Source organism: Roseivirga sp. UBA1976 (assembly GCF_002336325.1).
GTDB classification, from domain to species: domain Bacteria; phylum Bacteroidota; class Bacteroidia; order Cytophagales; family Cyclobacteriaceae; genus Roseivirga; species Roseivirga thermotolerans.
This window is the reverse complement of record NZ_DDDQ01000146.1, coordinates 15,383-34,593: the sequence shown is the minus strand read 5'-3', so window position 1 is coordinate 34,593 and position 19,211 is coordinate 15,383. Positions and strand designations below refer to the sequence as shown.

At 42.2% G+C, this 19,211-nt stretch carries 21 protein-coding genes; 12 read left to right on the top strand and 9 right to left on the bottom strand.

Features of this window, described 5'->3' with window-relative positions:
* Window positions 1-6 precede the first annotated feature (6 nt).
* The 3 genes from eno (at window position 7) to B3763_RS14985 (ending at window position 2,518) form a co-directional block, all read left to right on the top strand.
* Window positions 7-1,296 (top strand): phosphopyruvate hydratase, encoded by a 1,290-nt coding sequence (gene eno / locus B3763_RS14995; RefSeq protein ID WP_189630288.1) that lies wholly within the window; start codon window positions 7-9, stop codon window positions 1,294-1,296.
* Between the two features lie 317 nt (window positions 1,297-1,613).
* On the top strand, window positions 1,614-1,913 hold the full coding sequence (locus B3763_RS14990; RefSeq protein ID WP_286747527.1) for an FtsB family cell division protein: 300 nt from the start codon (window positions 1,614-1,616) through the stop codon (window positions 1,911-1,913).
* Between the two features lie 32 nt (window positions 1,914-1,945).
* Window positions 1,946-2,518, top strand: coding sequence for a hypothetical protein (locus B3763_RS14985; RefSeq protein ID WP_229838640.1), 573 nt, complete (start codon window positions 1,946-1,948; stop codon window positions 2,516-2,518).
* Between the two features lie 121 nt (window positions 2,519-2,639).
* Here B3763_RS14985 and B3763_RS14980 read toward each other — a convergent pair whose 3' ends face one another.
* Both B3763_RS14980 and B3763_RS14975 read right to left on the bottom strand, forming a co-directional pair.
* On the bottom strand, window positions 2,640-3,713 hold the full coding sequence (locus B3763_RS14980) for an Ldh family oxidoreductase (RefSeq protein ID WP_286747526.1): 1,074 nt from the start codon (window positions 3,711-3,713) through the stop codon (window positions 2,640-2,642).
* 10 nt (window positions 3,714-3,723) lie between these two features.
* The gene (locus tag B3763_RS14975; RefSeq protein ID WP_286747524.1) at window positions 3,724-4,662 is read right to left on the bottom strand and encodes an exopolyphosphatase; all 939 of its coding nucleotides are present in this window, start codon (window positions 4,660-4,662) and stop codon (window positions 3,724-3,726) included.
* 137 nt (window positions 4,663-4,799) lie between these two features.
* Between B3763_RS14975 and B3763_RS14970 the strand changes: the two genes are divergently transcribed.
* From B3763_RS14970 to B3763_RS14960, 3 genes are all read left to right on the top strand, one after another.
* Window positions 4,800-6,386, top strand: coding sequence for an acyl-CoA carboxylase subunit beta (locus B3763_RS14970; protein ID WP_189630804.1), 1,587 nt, complete (start codon window positions 4,800-4,802; stop codon window positions 6,384-6,386).
* A gap of 26 nt (window positions 6,387-6,412) precedes the next feature.
* Window positions 6,413-7,477 carry a M42 family metallopeptidase gene (locus B3763_RS14965; RefSeq protein ID WP_286747523.1) on the top strand — a complete coding sequence of 355 codons (1,065 nt, stop codon included), beginning with the start codon at window positions 6,413-6,415 and terminating at the stop codon, window positions 7,475-7,477.
* Between the two features lie 106 nt (window positions 7,478-7,583).
* Entirely contained in the window at window positions 7,584-8,351 is a 768-nt protein-coding gene (locus B3763_RS14960; protein ID WP_286747522.1) for a helical backbone metal receptor, read from the top strand.
* Between the two features lie 129 nt (window positions 8,352-8,480).
* Here B3763_RS14960 and B3763_RS14955 read toward each other — a convergent pair whose 3' ends face one another.
* The 3 genes from B3763_RS14955 to B3763_RS14945 form a co-directional block, all read right to left on the bottom strand.
* Window positions 8,481-8,996, bottom strand: a complete 516-nt coding sequence (locus B3763_RS14955; RefSeq protein WP_189630294.1) for a hypothetical protein — start codon at window positions 8,994-8,996, stop codon at window positions 8,481-8,483.
* Between the two features lie 170 nt (window positions 8,997-9,166).
* On the bottom strand, window positions 9,167-9,817 hold the full coding sequence (locus tag B3763_RS14950) for a GDSL-type esterase/lipase family protein (RefSeq protein ID WP_189630295.1): 651 nt from the start codon (window positions 9,815-9,817) through the stop codon (window positions 9,167-9,169).
* 12 nt (window positions 9,818-9,829) lie between these two features.
* Entirely contained in the window at window positions 9,830-11,581 is a 1,752-nt protein-coding gene (locus B3763_RS14945) for an ABC transporter ATP-binding protein (RefSeq protein WP_286747521.1), read from the bottom strand.
* 116 nt (window positions 11,582-11,697) lie between these two features.
* On the opposite strand from B3763_RS14945, the gene B3763_RS14940 reads away from it, so the two are divergent.
* The 3 genes from B3763_RS14940 to B3763_RS14930 are packed head-to-tail and all read left to right on the top strand — an operon-like array spanning window position 11,698 to window position 13,516.
* On the top strand, window positions 11,698-12,717 hold the full coding sequence (locus B3763_RS14940) for a 6-bladed beta-propeller (RefSeq protein WP_189630297.1): 1,020 nt from the start codon (window positions 11,698-11,700) through the stop codon (window positions 12,715-12,717).
* 1 nt (window position 12,718) lies between these two features.
* Entirely contained in the window at window positions 12,719-13,255 is a 537-nt protein-coding gene (locus B3763_RS14935; RefSeq protein WP_189630298.1) for a hypothetical protein, read from the top strand.
* 3 nt (window positions 13,256-13,258) lie between these two features.
* The gene (locus B3763_RS14930; protein WP_286747520.1) at window positions 13,259-13,516 is read left to right on the top strand and encodes a hypothetical protein; all 258 of its coding nucleotides are present in this window, start codon (window positions 13,259-13,261) and stop codon (window positions 13,514-13,516) included.
* Window positions 13,517-13,556: 40 nt separating this feature from the next.
* Here B3763_RS14930 and B3763_RS14925 read toward each other — a convergent pair whose 3' ends face one another.
* A complete protein-coding gene (locus tag B3763_RS14925) occupies window positions 13,557-13,724 on the bottom strand; it encodes a hypothetical protein (protein WP_348655151.1) in 168 nt (55 codons plus the stop codon).
* Window positions 13,725-13,916: 192 nt separating this feature from the next.
* On the opposite strand from B3763_RS14925, the gene B3763_RS14920 reads away from it, so the two are divergent.
* The 3 genes from B3763_RS14920 to B3763_RS14910 are packed head-to-tail and all read left to right on the top strand — an operon-like array spanning window position 13,917 to window position 15,773.
* Window positions 13,917-14,132, top strand: coding sequence for a hypothetical protein (locus B3763_RS14920; RefSeq protein WP_286747519.1), 216 nt, complete (start codon window positions 13,917-13,919; stop codon window positions 14,130-14,132).
* Window positions 14,133-14,187: 55 nt separating this feature from the next.
* Window positions 14,188-15,294 (top strand): BF3164 family lipoprotein, encoded by a 1,107-nt coding sequence (locus tag B3763_RS14915; RefSeq protein WP_286747518.1) that lies wholly within the window; start codon window positions 14,188-14,190, stop codon window positions 15,292-15,294.
* Entirely contained in the window at window positions 15,291-15,773 is a 483-nt protein-coding gene (locus tag B3763_RS14910) for a hypothetical protein (RefSeq protein WP_286747517.1), read from the top strand. The genes B3763_RS14915 and B3763_RS14910 overlap by 4 nt, the downstream gene beginning before the upstream one ends.
* A 41-nt stretch (window positions 15,774-15,814) precedes the next feature.
* On the opposite strand, the gene B3763_RS14905 is transcribed toward B3763_RS14910, so the two are convergent.
* The 3 genes from B3763_RS14905 to B3763_RS14895 are packed head-to-tail and all read right to left on the bottom strand — an operon-like array spanning window position 15,815 to window position 19,148.
* A complete protein-coding gene (locus tag B3763_RS14905; protein ID WP_286747516.1) occupies window positions 15,815-17,026 on the bottom strand; it encodes a 3-phosphoshikimate 1-carboxyvinyltransferase in 1,212 nt (403 codons plus the stop codon).
* Between the two features lie 5 nt (window positions 17,027-17,031).
* Complete coding sequence (gene aroB / locus B3763_RS14900) at window positions 17,032-18,057, bottom strand: 3-dehydroquinate synthase (protein ID WP_286747515.1); 1,026 nt, start codon at window positions 18,055-18,057, stop codon at window positions 17,032-17,034.
* The gene (locus tag B3763_RS14895) at window positions 18,054-19,148 is read right to left on the bottom strand and encodes a bifunctional 3-deoxy-7-phosphoheptulonate synthase/chorismate mutase type II (RefSeq protein WP_189630301.1); all 1,095 of its coding nucleotides are present in this window, start codon (window positions 19,146-19,148) and stop codon (window positions 18,054-18,056) included. The genes aroB and B3763_RS14895 overlap by 4 nt, the downstream gene beginning before the upstream one ends.
* Window positions 19,149-19,211 lie beyond the last annotated feature (63 nt).

Here is a 19,211-nt window from a genome sequence, read left to right as displayed (position 1 = left end):
ATCAATATGAGCTTAATAGAAAGCGTACACGCCAGACAAATTTTAGACTCAAGAGGTAACCCAACCATTGAGGTTGATGTAGTGACCGAAAATGGTGTCATGGGTCGCGCGGCAGTTCCTTCAGGAGCTTCTACCGGAGCCCACGAAGCCGTGGAGTTAAGAGATGGCGATAAATCAAAATATCTGGGCAAAGGGGTGACCAAAGCTGTACAGAATGTAAATGACGTACTGGCTGCAGAAATCATTGGCTTTTCAGTATTCGAACAAAACCTGATTGATAAGATTATGTTGGAAGCCGATGGTACTCCAAACAAAGGTAACCTGGGCGCGAATGCTATTTTGGGTGTTTCACTAGCCGTAGCCAAAGCAGCAGCAGCAGAGCTTGGTCTTCCACTTTACAGATACGTAGGAGGGGTAAGTGCCAACACGCTTCCCGTGCCTATGATGAACATCATTAATGGAGGTTCGCATGCTGATAACTCCATAGACTTTCAGGAGTTTATGATTATGCCTGTAGGAGCTGCTAACTTCTCAGAAGCTATTCGTATGGGGGCCGAGGTGTTCCATCACCTTAAAAAAGTACTTTCTGACAAGGGACTTGCTACCAACGTAGGCGATGAAGGAGGTTTTGCTCCTAACCTTGGGTCTGACGATGAGGCTCTTGAGGTAATTTCTCAGGCGGTTGAAAATGCAGGCTACAAGGTGGGTGAAGATATTGTATATGCCTTGGATGTGGCCTCATCAGAGTTTTATCTGGAAGATGAAAAGGTATATTACTTCAAAGACTCTACAGGTAAAAAGCTAAGCCCGGTAGAAATGGCCGACTATTTGGCAAGCCTTTGTGCCAAATATCCTATTGTTTCCATAGAAGACGGCATGTTCGAAGACGATTGGGAGGGCTGGAAGGCACTTACCGAGAAGATAGGCGATAAAGTACAGTTGGTGGGTGATGATCTGTTTGTGACCAATGTGAGCCGTCTTCAAAAGGGTATTGATAACGGAATAGCAAATTCAATACTCATTAAAGTTAATCAGATAGGTACGCTCACCGAAACCATAGCAGCTGTGAACCTTGCCAAAACAAATGGCTATACGGCCGTTATGTCTCACCGTTCCGGAGAAACTGAAGACAATACCATTGCCGATTTGGCCGTGGCACTGAACACAGGGCAGATCAAAACCGGTTCGGCCTCTCGTTCGGATAGAATGGCAAAATACAACCAGTTGATTCGAATTGAGGAAGAGCTGGGCGAAGTGGGTAAATTCCCTGGTAAGGGTTTTAGAAAGGCTTATTAGTACCTGGGTACAGAGTATCTGGTACATAGACTTTAGATATAAATAGAGCATCTCATTTGAGGTGCTTTTTTTATGTCCCCCTCTTGTGGGCAAATTCCTGGCAGATGCTGTTTCCGCTAACTTTGCCCCAAGGGTGTTTGCATGCACATTCCTCCGTGGAGAAGGAGGTTAGGAGGGTTGGACTTTTGAATCGAAGCAAATTGTTCTAATCTCCATAGCTTGCCCAGAAATAGCAAGTTGGCAGCCCTGAGGCTATCTGGGCTGCAGGATTTCAAAACCCATTGACTTTCAACTCAAAACTTCCGTATCTTTAACCTATGAATCCTTTCACCAGAATTCCGAAATTTTTGAAGAACTACTACGTACTTTTCGGTCTGTTCTTCGTTTTTTGGATGATTTTCATCGATTCGAACGATGTATTATCCCAGTTTAGAATGGCCAGCAGGCTAAATGAACTGAAGGCTGAAAAAGAATACTACCTGCAGAAAAAGCAAGAAGTACTCAAAGACAGGGAGGAGCTGAGCACAAACAAAGAGCTGCTCGAAAAATTTGCCCGCGAAAAATACATGATGCGGAAACAGAGTGAAGACCTCTACGTTATAGTAACAGAAGATTAAACGAAGTCCTCAGCCGAGGACTTTTTTAGTATATGAAAAAACTGTTTTATTCCATCGTATTGCTAAGCCTCTCGAGCAGCCTTCTGGGGCAGGTTTACTTTGAGGAGGAAGAAGCCGACTCGCTTCAATTCAAAGATCGGTTATTCTTTGGTGGTAACTTTTCAGCTAACCTTGGTTTTGGCGGAGGGTCATCGTTTGTAGATATCTCTCCACTTGTTGGCTATATGGTTAATACTGATTTTTCGGTGGGGGTAGGAGCTACTTATCTCTATGTTTCCAGAGAGTTTATTATTCTGCCCGGCAATGATCGGTTCAGAGTTTCGAATAGTGTGTATGGGGGAAGGGCATTCCTCAGACACACGGTTATTGAAAATTACTTTGCTCATGGTGAGGTAGAAACCCTCAATACGGAGGTGCCTCTTAACGATGGCTCTAACCGCACCACCAGAGAGTGGGTGCCGGGGGTGTTTATTGGGGGCGGAACTTTTCAACCCATTTTTGCCAGAGGAGGAGTAAATATTACAGTGCTCTATAATTTGGCTTACGATTCCATTCGGTCACCCTATGGTAGTGCGTGGGTTTTTCGATTTGGTGTTACTTTTTAAGCCAGGGGCTAAGGAGGTTTCTCTTTCTTAAATTGTAGTTAGATATATCTAAACAGGGTTTCGGGCAACAGATACCTTCTCCTGATTCATTCATTGGTTCCAAGGCTTCATATAAGGTTGGCTAAAATTCTACCTCGAATCTCACTCCCAGAGCTCTCAAATCTTTTTCTACAGGCTCCAGAAGAGGAATGCCTTTTTCGCTTCTTTCTTTTTCAAAAGCTCTCTCAGGGTCTCCGGGTATAAGTACCTGCTGATTCGATTCTATGGGTGCAGAGCCTCTGAACCGTCTGATCCATTGATCCATATGTTGCTTAAACTCACTAGCAGGCCTGAAAGCATCTATTCGCATGGCGCCAAAAAAATGGCCTAACCCTTCGCCCACCGGGTCTGACACCGGGTCTATGAAACTTACAAATGGTGGAGCCCATGGGCCGTAGTTGGCCCCCGAGAGTACAGCGGAAAAAATATCGACAATGGAACCCAGAATATAACCCTTATGGCTTCCGTTCTGTCTGTCTCCTCCAAGAGGTCGCAAGGCTCCGCCTTCCTTTACCCCATAGGCATTGGTAGTGGTGTTTCCCTCCTTGTCCTGAATCCATCCGTTGGGAGCGGGTTCTCCCTTGCGTTGCAGAATTTCCAGCTTGCCGTTGGCGGCAGTAGTGGTGGCAAAGTCACCTACAAAAGGAGGCTCCTCATCGGCCGGAATGGCCACTGCTATGGGGTTAGTACCCAATAGTCTTTCCTTAGAAAAAGTAGGAGCTACCAGCGGGCTGGCATTGGTCATAGACATGCCTATCATATCATGGGCTAGAGCCTGCATGGCATGGTAACCCGCAATGCCATAGTGGTTGGAGTTTCTCACGGCCACCCAGCCGGTTCCGGCCTTTTCAGCTTTTTCAATAGCCACCTGCATAGCAAACGGAGCTACCACCAACCCGAGACCGCCATCGCCATCGACTACCGCAGTGCTGGGGCTTTCATGAACCACTCGAATGTTGGGCTTTGCGTTAATACGTTTCTTCTCCCATAGTCGTACATAACCGCTAAGCCGGGCCACGCCATGAGAATCTACGCCTCGCATATCGGCCGAAAGAAGAGTGTCGGCAGCCGTGGTGGCGTGTGACTCCGAACAGCCCATAGCCAGAAATATTTTCTTGGAAAACGTGTGGAGTTGGTCGTACGAGTAGTGATTCATGTTGCGTTAATTATTGCTTTTCCGCAATAGGTTTATGTTCCATGGAGTACAGTACCCCTTCCTTAAGAGCATATGTACAGGCCGTAATGTGGTCAGTAGGAATAAGATCAGAAACAAAAGAAATAAGGCAACTGGCTACAACAATCATGTCTACACGCATAGAAACCATACCCGGAATGGCCAGGCGAGCCGCCTTGTCTTTGATTAGAAGTTCCCTATGCGTATCCCTATAAGCCTTTATGGGTAGCTTAAATACCGTAGGGTGTACCGGACGATCCTGATTACTTTCCTTAAAGTAAATTTCGGTGAGTGTATCAAAGGTGCCCGAACAGCCAATCAGGCCGGTAGGCCGATATTCAGCAATAGCCTTCTTCAGATCTGAGAGCTCGGAATCCAGCCAGGCAAACATCTCGGTAACAGCCTTAGGGGGCATAGGGTCTTTTTTATGAAATTTATCGAGCAAGCGTTGTGCTCCAATTTCAAAACTCCTTTTCCAGAGTATCTTATCTTCGTTGCCAATAATAAACTCCACACTGCCACCGCCAATGTCCATCACTAGTTCATAATTCTTGCCCACGGCTCCGGCAGCTTTCACCCCTTCAAAGATCAGTTCCGCTTCTTTATCGCCATCAATAATCTGGATTTCGATTTGAGTAGATTCGTAGATCCTGTCTAAGAGTTCTTGACCATTACGCGCATTTCGAATGGCGCTGGTAGCCACCCCTATTACATCGGTTACCTCAAACTGGTTGAGTACTGTTTTGAAAACCTCCAACGTATGAACGGCTCTCTTCATGGCATCTTTTGCAATGAGGCCTTTGCTAATGCCATTTTTACCAATTTTTACGGCAATTTTCTCCTTGTAGAGTGTTTTGAGCACTCCTGCCTCAAGTTCTACAATGAACAAATGGAAGGTATTGGTTCCTAAATCTATGACAGCTTTCCTCATACCCTACTCCGCGAAAAGTTGGCCGAATATAGGATTTATTCACTAAAAATAGAGAGCCACTATGGACAAATACCTTTCTCAAAATTCATAATTCCATGTATGTCTCTATCTTTGGCTACCAAATTACAGAACTACCTATGGCAGATAAGAAAGCAGAAAAAGCACCGCTCAAAGTTTTGACAAAAGCAGAGAAATATGCTTTGCTAGAAGAGAAGAATGCCAAGGCTCTTTTGGGCGGAGGAAAGAAAAGAATTGAGGCTCAACATGCTAGAAAGAAACTAACCGCCAGAGAGCGAATTGCCCTCCTTTTAGACGAAGGTTCATTTGAGGAGATCGGCAAGTTTGTAGAACACAGGGCAACCGATTTTGGCCTGGATAAGCAAAAGTTTTTGGGCGATGGTGTAGTAACAGGCTACGGTACTGTAAATGGCCGACTGGTATACGTTTATTCTCAGGATTTCACCGTTTTTGGAGGCTCACTATCCGAAACACATGCTGAGAAGATCTGTAAGATTATGGATTTGGCCATGAAGAATGGAGCTCCAATTATTGGGCTGAATGATAGTGGTGGGGCACGAATTCAGGAAGGAGTAGTTTCGTTGGGTGGCTATGCCGATATTTTCTACCGTAATACACGGGCTTCAGGACTAATACCTCAGATATCCGCCATTATGGGGCCATGTGCCGGTGGGGCGGTGTATTCTCCGGCCATTACCGATTTCATATTCATGGTAGAAAACACCTCATATATGTTTGTTACGGGCCCCAATGTGGTAAAAACGGTTACTCAGGAAGATGTGACGGCCGAAGAGCTTGGTGGAGCCAGTACCCACAGCTCCAAAAGTGGAGTTACTCATTTTGCATCGGCCAACGAGGTACAGTGCATTAATGATATCAAGCGATTGCTTTCATATATTCCTCAAAACTGTGAAGAAGATGCCCCCGTTTATGAGTACTTACCTGAAAATGAGGTGCGCAAAGGGTTGAACAATGTCATTCCGGACAATCCCAATCAGCCATACGACATGCACGAGGTGATTGAGCAATTGGTTGATGAAGACTCTTTCTTCGAAGTACATAAGAACTATGCCGAAAACATAATTGTGGGTTTTGCCCGTTTGGGAGGAAGAAGTATTGGTATAGTGGGTAACCAGCCTGCTGCTTTGGCCGGAGTACTCGATATTGCTTCTTCTACCAAAGGAGCTCGGTTTGTGCGTTTTTGTGACTGTTTTAACATTCCCCTGCTTGTGCTGGAAGATGTGCCCGGATTTTTACCCGGAACCGATCAGGAATGGAACGGTATTATTACCAATGGAGCTAAACTACTTTATGCTTTTGCAGAAGCTACCGTGCCTAGAATTACTGTAATTACCCGAAAAGCGTATGGCGGAGCCTATGATGTAATGAACTCCAAACACATTGGTGCCGACATGAACTATGCTTGGCCAATGGCCGAGATTGCGGTAATGGGAGCCAAGGGAGCTGCAGAAATCATCTTTAAGAAGGAGATAGCTGAAGCTGAAGACCCGGAGGCAAAGCTGCAAGAAAAGGTAGATGAGTATACCGCTAAATTTGCCAACCCTTACGGAGCAGCTCGCAGAGGCTTTATCGATGAGGTTATAGTTCCGGAGCAAACCAGAGCTAAACTGATAAAAGCCTTTAAAATGCTCGAAAATAAAGTGGATACACTGCCTAAAAAGAAGCACGGCAACATTCCGCTTTAACTTAAAAGAACAGAACAGAGAAGGAGATGAATAGAGAAGAATTTCTAATAAAGTACTTGAACAATGCTTCGCCAACCGGTTTTGAGACCAGTGGCCAGCAAATTTGGCTCGACTACATTAAGCCATACACAGATACTTACTTTACAGACAACTACGGTACAGCGGTGGGAGTAATTAACCCCGAAGCTGAATACAAGGTGGTTATAGAAGCTCATGCCGATGAGATTAGTTGGTTTGTCAATTACATTTCGGACGATGGCTATATCTATGTGATTCGCAATGGTGGCAGCGACCATCAAATTGCTCCTTCCAAGCGTGTAAACCTTCATACGGAAAAGGGAGTAGTGAAGGGTGTTTTTGGCTGGCCAGCTATACACGTGCGCGAAAAAGAGAATGAAAATGCCCCCACACTTAAGAATATTTTCATCGATGTGGGTGCTTCTTCGAAACAAGAAGTACTCGATATGGGCATTCACGTGGGCACAGTAGCTACTTTCGATGATGAGCTGTTTAAACTCAATGGAAAATACTGGTGTGGCCGAGCGCTCGACAACCGAATTGGAGGCTATATGATTGCCCAGGTGGCTAGAAAGCTAAAGGAGCAAGGCAATGAACTTCCGTTTGGTTTGTATATAGTAAATGCCGTGCAAGAGGAAATTGGTTTAAGAGGAGCCGAAATGATTGCCGCACGAATCAAGCCCCATGTAGCCATTTGTACCGATGTTTGTCATGATACACAGTCGCCCATGTATGAGAAGAAATATCAGGGCGATCAAAAATGTGGCAATGGTCCGGTGTTAACTTATGGTCCGGCCGTGCAGAATAACCTGCTAAACATGCTTATTGGTGTGGCCGAATCCAGAAACATTCCTTATCAAAGAAGTGCGTCTTCCAGGTCTACCGGAACGGATACCGATGCTTTTGCTTATAGCAACGAAGGGGTGCCGGCTGCTTTAATTTCGCTGCCTTTAAAATACATGCACACCACTGTTGAAACAGCTCATGAGCAAGATATTGAACAGGTGATAGAACTAATGTATCAGTTTTTGATTCAGTTGGAAAGCGGCCACGATTTCAGGTATCTCAAGTAGGATCAAAGTAGAGTTCCGGCTATTTACTTTTAGGAGTGAACATCCCGAACCTGACCCATTCACAACCATCGTTAAATATTAAGCCATTGGGCGCAGCAATTGTTCTATGAAGTTTACCGACCAAATGGGGCGATCGGTGGAGTTGTCCGATATACCCAAACGTATTGTTTCTTTGGTGCCTTCTCAAACCGAACTTCTTCACGACCTGAGGTTGAATAAGGAGGTGGTTGGGATTACCAAATTTTGTATTCATCCTGCTCATTGGCGAAAAGAGAAAGTCATAGTAGGAGGTACAAAACAAGTTCATTTCAATAGAATCGAAAAGCTGGCACCAGACCTGATTATTGGGAATAAAGAAGAAAACGAAGAGGGTTTTATCAATGAGCTGGCCACCAGATACCCTGTTTGGATGAGTGACATTGCTTCGCTCAATGAGGCGCTGGATATGATGGAGGCTATTGGGCAATTAATTGGTCGGGAAAAGGAGGCTGAGGCACTGGTAGTAGATGTACTTAGTGCTTTTGCACCCCTGCAGGAGCAGTCGCTAAAGAAGCAAAGGGCAGTTTACCTCATCTGGAAAGATCCGTACATGGCGGCCGGTAAAAATACTTTTGTTGATGAAATGCTGTCGATGGCAGGGTTCGAAAATCTGGTGAAAGAGACTCGCTACCCCGAGCTGAGGGTAGAAGATATTAAAGCGCTCGACCCGGAAGTTATTCTATTGAGTTCGGAGCCATACCCTTTCCAAAAAAAGCACATGTCTGAAATTAGAAATGAGTTGCCTGGCGTTGAGATGAGGTTGGTAGATGGAGAGATGTTTAGCTGGTATGGCAGCCGATTGCTAAAAGCTCCGGCCTATTTTCAGGCGTTGTAATGGATTTTCTTCCTGTGGCTTACCTAAAAATTGGATACGGATGGCCTAAGTAGTGTATGGGATGTAAGGTAAAAGTGGGGATGAGAATAAAGAGAAGGGGAGCTCCCAGCAAGCCCCCCTGTCTTAACGTTACCTAAACACTGCAAATGCGTTGCACATTTTAGTGTCGTAACACTCCCATATCTGTTCCTTTATAAACTTTACCTTGTTAGAGGTTTCTTCACCCAGGCTAAAATGATGCGAACCCTTCCATTTCTTTTTCTTCCACTTGCGTTTGTTTTCTGCATAGTAGAAGTAGGTCTTTTCGTCAGAAACTCCCATGCGTCTTTTTTCTCCTGCGGCTAGGGTAACCATGTCAGAAGTTTCCCAATCTCCATTATAGCTTTTATACCGAATGGCTACTTCAATGGCTTCGGTAGAGCGATTTTCAAAATAGATGTGATACTCTTTCTTTCGGACGGTGGCCGAAGAATCTTTCAAAGCAGGGCCGGGTAGGGGCAACTCTACTTTAAGCTTAGAATCGAAGGGTGATTCTAAAGCTATTGGGGACAACTGGGCCACATGGCTCTCGCGATTATCTAAAATCGAAAGCAAGGTGGTAAGTCCCGTCCCCAGCAATAGCGCGTAGACGGTTAGTGTTTTCATACGTTTAGGTGAAACGGTGATTAAAGATGAAAACTTTATATGAAATATTCAACATATATTCATAAAAAGTTTTGTTGGTGTATCTGCAGGCGGGCGCAGTTGTTAGTCAAAAAAGCCCTTCAGGAGATTTAAAGGGCTTTTTTGTAGGGGTTGTATGCGAAAGAAAATTTTTAGGGATTCACCAAAAGTGGACCAATTACTTTAATCCAGAGGTCGTAGCCCTTCTTATTCATGTGAAGGCCATCGTCTAGAAAGATGTTTTCTTTAAGCGATCCATCTTCCTTTAGCATAGGACTCCATACATCGGCAAAGCGAACTCTGGGGCTAAGGTTTGCCATATGCTTTAAGGCTTCATTTAGTTTTTCGTACGCTGGCTTTAGGTGCCATCGTGCTATACTCGGTTTGGCTGAGATGATTACTATGCTTTCAATTCCCTCATTGAGTAACTGTTGGGTAAGAGAGCTAATGTCGGCCAACACCTCCAACTCTGATTTTCCTGAATTCAAGTCATTGTCTCCCTCATAAATAAATACTTGTCTGGGTTTGAATTGAGAAATGAGTAAATCTTTGTAGTAAATAAGGTCGGAGGTTTCAGAGCCACCAAAGCCGGTATTAATAACGTTGTGTTCAGGAAAGTAAGATTTAAAGTCTACCCAAAGCCTGATGCTGGAACTGCCGGTAAACACGATTCTGTTTTTGGCAGGGTATTTTTCTGCTGCATTCTCAAACTTTCTTACTTCTTCGGCAAAACGGTTTGGGTCCTGTGCTTTGAGGCTTCCATAAGTCAGGCTAAGCAGAAGTAGTGATATTAGGTATTTCATATTTATTGTGCTTTAAATTCGGGCTTGGTAAGTATATAATTGGAAGTACCGCCCTTCTTTTGCAATCAGTTCATCATGTGTGCCGCTTTCGGCTATTTCTCCTTTTTCGATAACCAATATTTTATCGGCTCTCTTAATGGTGCTTAGCCGGTGGGCAATTACAAAAGTGGTGCGCCCTTTCATAAGCTCGTTGAGGCTTTGTTGAATATAAGATTCACTCTCGGTGTCAAGGTTGGAGGTGGCTTCGTCTAAAATGAGAATTCTCGGGTTGGCCAAAATGGCCCTGGCAATGGCTAGTCGTTGGCGTTGGCCTCCTGATAGTTTCACCCCTCTTTCTCCAATCACTGTATCGAGGCCTTTCTCAAACCTATCTGTGAATTCCTTGACATAGGCCGCTTCCACAGCCTCCTGTAGCTGTTGTTCCGTGGCATTGGGGCGAGGGAAAAGTATGTTTTCGCGGATGGTTCCTTCAAAGAGGAAATCGTCTTGTAGCACTACCCCCAATTGCTCGCGAAAACTGCTGAGTTTCACCGTAGAAAGATCAGTGCCGTCTACCGTAACACGGCCTTCTCTAGGGTTGAGAAAAGTAGCTGCCAGACCTGCTATGGTAGACTTGCCCGAGCCGGATGAACCCACCAGTGCGGTAACAGAACCTGCTGGCGCATCGAACGATATGTTTTTGATTACATCGTCATCTCCATCGTAAGCAAAAGAAACGTTTTCGAACCGAATATCTCCATGTATTGGGCCCAACGCCACGGTTCGGGTTTGATCATCTTCTTCTGACGGAGTTTGCATTATTTCTTCAGTACGATCGAGCCCGGCAAATGCTTCGGTAATCTGACTACCAATGTTCGACATTTGGAGAACCGGAGCAACAACCACGGCCAAGTAGGCAATAAAGGCTACCAGTTCACCGGAAGTCATGCTTCCATTGATAATGTAGTATCCTCCTAGTCCTAGTATACTGGTTGAGGCAACGCCAGCCAAGAGGAATGTTGCAGAGCTTGATACGAATGCTGTAGCTGTAAGGGTTTTTTTGACTACTTCGTATAGCGATATGACTCCTTTTTCGAATATTTTAATTTCCTGTTGTTCTGCTCCGAAACCTTTAATAACTCTTACTCCATTTAAAGTTTCAGTCAACCTACCTGTAACTTCTGCATTGAGCTTTCCTCTTTTTCTGAATTCAGGCCGCAAAATGCCAAATGCTTTCATGGCAATCACGCCAAATAAGACTATAGGGATCACTATTAGAGCAGTCAATCGAGCATTCATATAGATCAGTATTACTAATACAGCCACAGCCGTTATTGATCCACCTATTAACTGAACAAACCCTGTTCCTACCAGATTTCTGACACCTTCCACATCAGTCATAATTCTAGAGACCAGGGCTCCTGACTTTTGGCTATCGAAAAAGTTTATCGGAAGTGATAGAATTTTCTTCTGAACCTGCACTCTGAGGTTGGCTATCAGTTTTTGGGCTTGAACGCTCAAAATTCTGGTAAGCATAAAGGATGTAACTGCCTGAACAACAATTGCAAGAACTACAAAAACAACTATCCTCTTTAATTCTGAAACATCACCTGCAACCACAACATCATCTATTAAATACTGTGTGGCTTTTGGAGGAACTAAGGTTGCGGCACTTCGTAGTAAGATGAGTACCAGGCCGAATAACAACATGCCCCTTTTGGGCCATATAATTCTGCGAAATACTTCGCCTATCGAGATGTTTTCGAGTTTTTTCTTCTTAGTCATGCACTAAAAGTATTGAAAGAATAACTTCGGTGTAAGTTATGTTATTGTTAATATTTAGACCCTGGTTTGAGTATTTAAAAAAAATAAATTTTATATTTTCGTAGTAAAGTAAAACAATGAGAAAAAAAGAAGTTGTAAAAATATTAGGACTTGCTTTTGTTGTATTTTTTGCAACCTGCTGCAATAGTGAATCAAGAAAAACTAGGTTGGAGTATATTAGTTTGTCTGTTGAGGCTAGGTATAATCAATTTAATGATACAACGTTTGTTACTGATGGTATAACAGAGATTGCTGCTAAGGATGGCCGAATTTTCATAAACGATGCCAAGCTCAACAAGTCGTTGATTTTGAACAATAAGTTCGAAGTTCAAAATTACATCGAGAGAGGATACGGTCCTGAAGAAATTTTGGGGGCAAATTTCGTTCAATTTGAAAACGAAAGTTTGTTCGTTTTCGATAATCATAAGTTACAAGTTTCACAATTCGATTTGAAGGGGAGATTCCAAAGAAAAATGAGGCCAAAGGACACATTAATAATGTTGTACGATAGAAAGCCAGCAATATTTCCTTCAGGTGAAATTTTTGCTCCAAGTTTACGCTCAGATAAGCCAATAGTTCATTTTGATAAGAAAATGGATATTGTAAAGACTTTTGGTACAGTTCAAGAATTTGAGAATTATTCCCATCATCGATCTATCAATAGTCAAAATATTCTCGCTCTAAAAGATGGGAAAGTGGCTTCAGTTTGGTCATCTAGACCTTTTGTACAGCTTTTTAGTTCTAAAGGGGAAGTTCTTGATAGTTTAGATTTGAGTGAATTTTTGGGTTTTAGGTCAAGAGTATACGATGAACTTTTAAAACAAAATCCGAGACGAAAATATACTTTGCAATTTGATTACTATAGAGATATTACATCGTTTGAGGACACCATATATTTATTGTTCATAGGAAACAATAAGGCGCTAGCTTCTAACGAAATAATAGTTATAAATGCAAAGGGAGATAAGCTGACTTTTGATAGGGTTCTTAAACTTGATGTGCCAAATTCCTTTTTCTACGAAATCGCTGTAGATGAGAATATCCTGTATGCTTTTGAGAAAGCTGGTGCAGAATTAATGAAGTTTCAAATTGACTGATATGAAAGATTTGATTAAGGCAATTTTATGTTGCGTGCTAATTACTTTAACAAATTGCTGTCAGACTAATTCATCAGAAAAATTGAGTCAAAGTGAAGTGCAATTTGATAGAATAACTGATCGGGCAGAGAACTATAGAAAAAGACTGAAAGGTGAAAAGTTTTTACTTACACCAAACAAGAATGGATGGAGTACAAATACAATGATTTTGGTGTATAACTCTTTAGACTGCAACACCTGTATTTTTAAAGCAGTTAAGATGATGGATGAAGTCTTTTTTAATATACCCGATTCTGAAATTTTTTATTATAATATCTACGAAGGAGAGTATACTGATAATTTTAAACCTCTTTTGGAAAATAGTAAATACGCAAATCTTCATTCATATCATAAAATCGATCAAAGTTACAATGGCTTTATGACACCCTTCATGATCAATTTGAATGAAGAGGGTGAGATTAAAGATGCATTTTTTCCATTAGCAGGAATTGAACAGAGTGAGGACTCTGCAAATTTTATAAATACATTTAAACAATAAATTATGAGAAAAATTAAAAGAAAAATTACGCTATCGGTCTTTTCCTTAGTCATGATTTTCTTCGGCTTTAGCTCTTTCGGACAAGGACCAGGGAAATGTATAGCCGATGATCCAGGAGAATGTGTAAGAAATTGTGAAAACGGTCTGGCTTGTTGTGTAGGAACAAGCCCTCATTGCTCAGGGGGCTGGAGTACAGAACAGCAGTCATTTTGGATTGATTGTGGTAACGGCAAGGAGTATTGTTCAACCGAACCATATTAAAGGCAACAAAAGAGGAACTCTGTTCCTCTTTTTTAATCATTTATTTTTCTAACCTTATTTTGTCCACATGCTCCCAAAAACCAGGGTATGATTTATTCACTACCGAGGGGTTGTGAATGATTATTGGCTGCCGGGTCATTATGGGGGCAAAGGCCATAGCCATGCGATGGTCGTCATAGACTAGGGTTCTATCCTTTTTGCGGTCCATATAGAATTGCAATTCCCTTTACACTATAAATCAATGTGATATATTTGGATATATAGTATAAATAAATTAACTTGGGTTGTCTTCATTTTTGTTTGAATTCATTTAAATATGTACTTGGTTATCTTTTTGAATGATTTTCATGAGGTTGTGTATTCTAAATTTTTGTTAATTACAGTATAAAAAAAATAAATTATGAAAAAAGCTAAGAGGCTTGTAGTAGCCCTAATTTTAATTCTAATGTCAGTTTTGGGACTTCAGGCATTCAATGGTGATGGCAATGCTTGTGGATGTATCGAAGATTGTACTAGGTTTTGTGATACTGATTTATTGAAAAGTTGTGAAATTGTTTATACAACAGGGCATACTCTGACTTGTCCGCAGAAAACACCTAAGCCAGAACCGCAATAATTTTTTTAATAAACATTATCAATAAAGCCTAAGGGTAAATCCCTTAGGTCTTCCTATGAATAAATATTTAACAGTAATCGTCTTTATACTATTGTCGTGTTCTTTCGAAGGTAATAGTAGTGCACAAAAAGAGGGGTCAGGTATAAAGGGAGTATTTGCTTACTCAGATTTTGAATATGAATTGAATCTTTCTGGAGATGTGATTGCTTTGGATTCTTTGAAGCTTCCACTCAGAATAAAGGTTGATGGTGCTAAGGAGCGGATGTACATAACTACTGCTAGTCATAGTAAATGGTTGCAAGTATATGATATAAGGAGTAAGAAATTAATCAATGAGCTTGTTTCAAAAGGGCAGGGTCCGGGCGAAATGCTCAATGCGACAGATGTTCAGTTGAGTCATTCTAAAAATGAGCTATACATACACGATATGATTCAAAAAAGGATTGACGTATACGATCTGGAAAAAACCATTGGAGAGAAATCTTTAATGCCTAAGAATACGATTGAATTAGACTCACTCCAAACCTACTATCCAAAAATTGACCGAAAGGGACACGTCATTGATTTAATAAGCTCGTTATCTGGGAATGAAGAAAATAGGCTATATAAACTAAGTTTAGAAGATGCTGCCATCATTAAAGAAGGTGGTTTTTATCCTGAGATTGATTACCCGCAACAAAGCCCTCAATTTAAGTCACAGGTGTTTATGGCCTTTATGAATACAGATCCGGAAGCAGAATACTTTGCTTTAGCACATGCATATACGGACTATCTTGAGCTTTATGATTCCGATTTCAATTTGATATCGTCAGCTCGTGGTCCTGAATTATTCGATCCTCTTTTAGAAACTAAGTCTGTTGGTGGAGGGGGGAGTATGGTGGCTCCCCTTAAGGATTCCAGAGATGCTTACACATATCCGGTTTTGGGCAATAATATGATTTATGTTCTTTTTGATGGGAAAAACACTTCTGAACAGGGTTTCCATCAAGATGAACTGTTTCTGTTTAATTATAAACTGGAGCCATTAATTAGATTCAAATTAAACATTCCAATCTATGCGTTTGATATCGATTGGGAGAAAAATATCCTTTATGGCTTAACTCTTGAGTCTCCTGAAGATGGGAATGAAGTGGCTGTTGTTAAATACGACTTGAACAAATGAGAAGGCTAAAGTTTGCTATTTTATTCTTTTTGCTCATTCATTGTTTGTCAGGTTGTAATCAGTATAAGTCAGGTAGCGAGAACCAAGTATTAAATCTTCCCCAAGAATTTATAATACCAAGCAATAAGCTAGGGTTAATCTATTACTTTGATGGCGATTGCAGCCTTTGCTTTCATCGAATTAAGAGTTTCAAAAGTATTCTTGATTCTCATTATGATTTTAGGGATTTGTATTTTAAAGCTATCGGAACAACAAATAATGTCGACCTTTTTACTTATAACACAAATCTTTTTGAGCTTGCTAATTATGTCATTATCGACTTAGATAATAATTTTTATGAGGAGAATAAAGATATCGCATTACTCAATAATACCTATATCATAAATAGAAATCGGGAAATACTTAGACAGTATGATTCACATACCGATTTCGATGAGTTAGTTGAAGAGATTTTAGGTGTTTTGAAAGCAATGCATTAAATACCCTCAAATAGTCATTCGTTTTTGATGCTTTAAGGAATCTAAAGGGTTACCATCTCCACATGCTCCCAAAAACCAGGGTATGATTTATTCACTACCGAGGGGTTGTGAATGATTATTGGCTGTCGGGTCATTATGGGCGCAAAGGCCATAGCCATGCGATGGTCGTCATAGGTTTCAATTGCTATAATCTCTTCACTTGGCTGATACTTCGATTTCACCTCCCAGAGGCCTTCTTCAACTTCTTTGAGTTTAATCTTAAATTTTTTGAGCTCTTTTTTGAGGGCTTTAATTCGATCTGTTTCTTTGATTCGGAGGCTTTCCAGGCCGGTCATGCGGCAGTGGATTCCTTTTATGCCACAAACTACAGCAACCGTTTGTGCAAGATCCGGACAATCAGAGAAATCGAACTCCAACTCTTCCTGATGCGGAATTTTCTCCAACACCACCCCATCATCTTCGAAAGTGCTCATTACACCTAACTGGTTCATAATCCGCACAATGGCTATGTCGCCCTGTAGCGACTTCTGCCGTAGGCCCAGTAGCTTTATTTTAGCCTCATCGGCCAGGGCGACAAAGCTATACCAGTAGCTAGCCCCAGACCAGTCAGACTCTACCACATAAGGGTATTCTCCGTAGCTCTGTGGAGCAATTTCTATGGTGTTGTTGGTCCAGTTAGACTGTACACCAAAGAGACGCATCATGTCCAATGTCATCTGAATGTAAGGACGGCTGCCAACTTTGCCTTTCAGTTCCAGACTAAGCCCTTGGGGCAATGCGGGAGCTATCATCAACAAGGCCGATATAAACTGACTACTCACATCGCCTCTAATACTCAATCGATTTGTTTTCTGATGCTCCAGTGGCTTTATGCGCAAGGGAGGAAAGCCTTCTTCGTTGAGGTACTTGATTTTGGCACCGAGTTGTTTGAGCGATTTGGCCAATATATGAATGGGCCTTTGCTGCATACGTTCGGTGCCCGTAAGTATTTTGGGCTGTTCTCCCAATATAGAATAGGCTGTTAGAAAACGCATGGTGGTGCCTGCATCAAGCACATCGAGCGTTGTTTCTTCTGAGCTCAGTAAGCGAAGCATCGTTTGCGTATCTCTGGCATTCGACAGGTTTCTGATTACCGAACGGTTGCCCGAAATGGCGTTGATTATAAGGGCCCGATTGCTCTCACTTTTAGAAGCCTCAAGAGGTATATCAACTGATTTTAATTTGGGGCTATGTGGTAGTTTTTTGGTGTCCAAGGAGTTTAGGTTTTGGAGTAGTAAAACAATGAGTCCATTACATCTTTTTCGTCTACGGCAATATCGTAACCTGCCCGGCCTATTTCGTAGAGTAATGAGTGATTGAGGAAGTTGTTGATATTCTTTTTGTCGTGGTACATCAGTTCAATGATGCTTGTAAAATGTCTTTTTTCTATTCTTAGTTCCGGATAAATACCTTTTAAGGTTTGAGAAATAGTTTTGACAGCACTATCCGATAAACCCAATAATTTACCGGAGAGGTAGCTTTCGCATATCATTCCTATAGCAATAGCTTCGCCATGGAGTAGCCTGTTTTCTGTGTGCAGGTAGTAGCTTTCAATGGCATGCCCTATGGTGTGGCCAAAGTTTAAGATTTTGCGAAGACCTCTCTCTTTGGGGTCCTCTTTTACTACCGCATCCTTAATATGAATACTGTGAGCAATTACAGCATTCCAATTCTCTTGCTTAAGCCCTTTTGAACTCACCTTTTCAAAATAGTCGGCATCGGCTATTAAACCATGCTTTACCACCTCGGCAAAACCGGATCTAAGCTCGCGTTCGGGCAAAGTTTCCAGAAAAATCGGGTCAATGAATACATGTAGTGGATCCTGAAAAAAGCCCAGGTGGTTTTTAAAACCATGAAAATCGATACCCAGTTTACCACCAATATTGGCATCTACAGCAGCCAGCAGGGTAGTGGGAATGTTGATAAAGTCGATCCCTCTTTTATAAGCTACGGCACAAAAACCACCCATATCGCCAATTACTCCGCCCCCCAGATTAACCAGCAGGGCCTTGCGGTCGAACTGGTGCCTGGTGAGCTCTTTCCATATGTGCTCGCAGGTTTGCAGATTTTTATTTATCTCGCCCGATGCTACCTCAATAAGTTGATGCTCGGGCAATAATGATTTAATTTTTGGGTAGCAATGAGCCCTTGTGTTTTCATCTACCAAAACAGCAATCTGCGAATGTTTGCTTTGGTTGAAAAACGAGGGTAGGCTTAAACTGATATCATCGATTTGTATACTCATATTTTTACAGAAGTCTTCACTTCTTTGAGCTGTGCTTCCTGCATTTTAACTGATTCTTCATGAATGGCAAATAATAAACTTTTCATGAATTTTTCGGTCATGTTTTTCTTCATGCCTGTTCTTATTCTGGACTCCATTACTTCTTGCCACCTTCCCGGCTGATATACCGCCAGGTTATGATCTCTTTTGTAATCACCCACTTGCTTTATTATCTGAAACCTATCGGCCAGTAACTCTATGATCTGACCATCGAGAAGGTCTATTTTTTGCCGAAGTTGCTCCAGTTCAGTAATAGCTTCTGGATGTTTATCAATGGATTCTCGGAAGTTCAGGTTTTCATAAATGATCTTCAGCATTTCAGGCGTCACCTGCTGCTTGGCATCGCTCCAGGCCTTATCGGGGTCGTGATGAGTTTCTATCATTAGTCCATCCAATCCGAAATTGATGGCTCGCTGGCTCACCGATGCTATAATTTCTCTGGTGCCACAAATATGACTTGGGTCGCAAACCACCGAAATGCCCGGCATCATACGCTTTAAGTGAATGGGCATACTCCATTCAGGTTTGTTTCGGTAACGCTTTTCGTATGGGTCGGAGAAGCCGCGATGTATGGCCGCTAGTTTTTTAATGCCTACCTTATTGAGCCTTTCAAAAGCACCCAGCCAAAGCTGCAAGTCGGGGTTAATGGGGTTTTTAACCATAACTGGAATATCTACTCCTTTTAGAGAGTCGCATATTTCTTGTACAGAAAATGGGTTTACGGTGGTTCTGGCACCAATCCATAACACGTCTACTCCACCTTTAAGGGCGGCTTCTACATGAGCTGTGTTGGCTACCTCTACCGTAACCGGTACATTGAGTATGTCTTTGGCAATGTTCAGCCACTCCAGGGCATCGGTGCCTATACCCTCAAAAGAACCGGGTCTGGTTCTGGGCTTCCAAACGCCTGCCCTAAACATTTCCACAGGGCTTCCTTTTAGTCCGCGGGCAATAGCCTCAATTTGTTCGGGGCTTTCTGCGCTGCAAGGTCCGGCTATCAATGTGTGCTCCGATAGCCCCAACCCCCAGTCTTTGATGTCTACAATTTCCATGACTTTTTAAAAATAAAAAGCCCGGTTCGTGTGAACCGGGCCTATGTGATAAGTTAATTTTTT

What these genes read in the sequence shown, in the direction of transcription:
- eno (WP_189630288.1), top strand. Translation starts at nt 7, where the DNA reads ATGAGCTTAATAGAAAGCGTACACGCCAGACAAATTTTAGACTCAAGA.
- B3763_RS14990 (WP_286747527.1), top strand. Translation starts at nt 1,614, where the DNA reads ATGAATCCTTTCACCAGAATTCCGAAATTTTTGAAGAACTACTACGTA.
- B3763_RS14985 (WP_229838640.1), top strand. Translation starts at nt 1,946, where the DNA reads ATGAAAAAACTGTTTTATTCCATCGTATTGCTAAGCCTCTCGAGCAGC.
- B3763_RS14980 (WP_286747526.1), bottom strand. Translation starts at nt 3,713, where the DNA reads ATGAATCACTACTCGTACGACCAACTCCACACGTTTTCCAAGAAAATA.
- B3763_RS14975 (WP_286747524.1), bottom strand. Translation starts at nt 4,662, where the DNA reads ATGAGGAAAGCTGTCATAGATTTAGGAACCAATACCTTCCATTTGTTC.
- B3763_RS14970 (WP_189630804.1), top strand. Translation starts at nt 4,800, where the DNA reads ATGGCAGATAAGAAAGCAGAAAAAGCACCGCTCAAAGTTTTGACAAAA.
- B3763_RS14965 (WP_286747523.1), top strand. Translation starts at nt 6,413, where the DNA reads ATGAATAGAGAAGAATTTCTAATAAAGTACTTGAACAATGCTTCGCCA.
- B3763_RS14960 (WP_286747522.1), top strand. Translation starts at nt 7,584, where the DNA reads ATGAAGTTTACCGACCAAATGGGGCGATCGGTGGAGTTGTCCGATATA.
- B3763_RS14955 (WP_189630294.1), bottom strand. Translation starts at nt 8,996, where the DNA reads ATGAAAACACTAACCGTCTACGCGCTATTGCTGGGGACGGGACTTACC.
- B3763_RS14950 (WP_189630295.1), bottom strand. Translation starts at nt 9,817, where the DNA reads ATGAAATACCTAATATCACTACTTCTGCTTAGCCTGACTTATGGAAGC.
- B3763_RS14945 (WP_286747521.1), bottom strand. Translation starts at nt 11,581, where the DNA reads ATGACTAAGAAGAAAAAACTCGAAAACATCTCGATAGGCGAAGTATTT.
- B3763_RS14940 (WP_189630297.1), top strand. Translation starts at nt 11,698, where the DNA reads ATGAGAAAAAAAGAAGTTGTAAAAATATTAGGACTTGCTTTTGTTGTA.
- B3763_RS14935 (WP_189630298.1), top strand. Translation starts at nt 12,719, where the DNA reads ATGAAAGATTTGATTAAGGCAATTTTATGTTGCGTGCTAATTACTTTA.
- B3763_RS14930 (WP_286747520.1), top strand. Translation starts at nt 13,259, where the DNA reads ATGAGAAAAATTAAAAGAAAAATTACGCTATCGGTCTTTTCCTTAGTC.
- B3763_RS14925 (WP_348655151.1), bottom strand. Translation starts at nt 13,724, where the DNA reads ATGGACCGCAAAAAGGATAGAACCCTAGTCTATGACGACCATCGCATG.
- B3763_RS14920 (WP_286747519.1), top strand. Translation starts at nt 13,917, where the DNA reads ATGAAAAAAGCTAAGAGGCTTGTAGTAGCCCTAATTTTAATTCTAATG.
- B3763_RS14915 (WP_286747518.1), top strand. Translation starts at nt 14,188, where the DNA reads ATGAATAAATATTTAACAGTAATCGTCTTTATACTATTGTCGTGTTCT.
- B3763_RS14910 (WP_286747517.1), top strand. Translation starts at nt 15,291, where the DNA reads ATGAGAAGGCTAAAGTTTGCTATTTTATTCTTTTTGCTCATTCATTGT.
- aroB (WP_286747515.1), bottom strand. Translation starts at nt 18,057, where the DNA reads ATGAGTATACAAATCGATGATATCAGTTTAAGCCTACCCTCGTTTTTC.
- B3763_RS14895 (WP_189630301.1), bottom strand. Translation starts at nt 19,148, where the DNA reads ATGGAAATTGTAGACATCAAAGACTGGGGGTTGGGGCTATCGGAGCAC.